Raw genomic sequence first — 363 nt, forward strand, 5'->3', positions numbered from 1 at the left:
GCACCAGAAGCCGGTGAGTTCATTCAGACGGCCGCCCTTGCGATCCGAGCCGGCATGACCGCCGAGGAGCTGGCCGATCAGTTGTTCCCCTATCTCACCATGGTCGAGGGGCTGAAGCTTGCCGCGCAGACGTTCCGCAAGGATGTGAAGCAACTGTCGTGTTGCGCGGGTTGATCGGCGTGAGCGGAGGATAGATCATGGATTCAGCACGCTTTACATCAGAATTTGCTGAACGCTTTACGGCTGATACCGCACAGCTCTTTGACGCCCTGCTGCATGAACTTGTGAAGGGGGAGCCGGTGCGGCCGGAAACGCTGGCTCGCGTCCTCGGGTGGCCTGTGGATCGGGTGACCGACACACTCG

At 60.6% G+C, this 363-nt stretch carries 1 pseudogene; it reads left to right on the forward strand.

What is annotated here, in order from left to right:
* Positions 1-174, forward strand: a pseudogene (locus KZZ04_RS18550) (mercuric reductase); the annotation flags it as partial.
* Between the last annotated feature and the right edge of the window lie 189 nt (positions 175-363).

It is taken from the genome of Pseudoalteromonas sp. CR1 (genome assembly GCF_019392235.1).
In the GTDB taxonomy this organism is placed as follows: Bacteria; Pseudomonadota; Gammaproteobacteria; order Enterobacterales; family Alteromonadaceae; genus Pseudoalteromonas.